The sequence below is a fragment of the Microvirga pakistanensis genome, from assembly GCF_004458765.1.
GTDB classification, from domain to species: domain Bacteria; phylum Pseudomonadota; class Alphaproteobacteria; order Rhizobiales; family Beijerinckiaceae; genus Microvirga; species Microvirga pakistanensis.
Genome location: NZ_SPJX01000044.1, coordinates 1 through 223, shown reverse-complemented (window position 1 = coordinate 223; position 223 = coordinate 1). Strand labels below are relative to the sequence as shown.

Genomic DNA, 223 nt, shown 5'->3' with positions numbered 1-223 from the left:
TTCGTCGCCGTGGAGGACGAGGAGTTCAAGCAGGCCGAGACCGCCGGCGGCTACGCCAAGGAGATGTCGGCCGAGTACCGCGAGAAGCAGGCGGCGCTGGTCGCCTCGCACCTCGCCAAGCAGGACATCGTCATCACCACGGCCCTGATCCCCGGCCGCCCCGCGCCCAAGCTCGTCAGCCGCGCCATGGTCGAATCCATGAAGCCCGGCTCCGTGATCGTGG

General features: G+C 69.1%; 1 pseudogene. It reads left to right on the top strand.

From position 1 onward, the window contains the following. A pseudogene (locus E4K09_RS02500) lies at positions 1-223 on the top strand (NAD(P)(+) transhydrogenase (Re/Si-specific) subunit alpha); the annotation flags it as partial.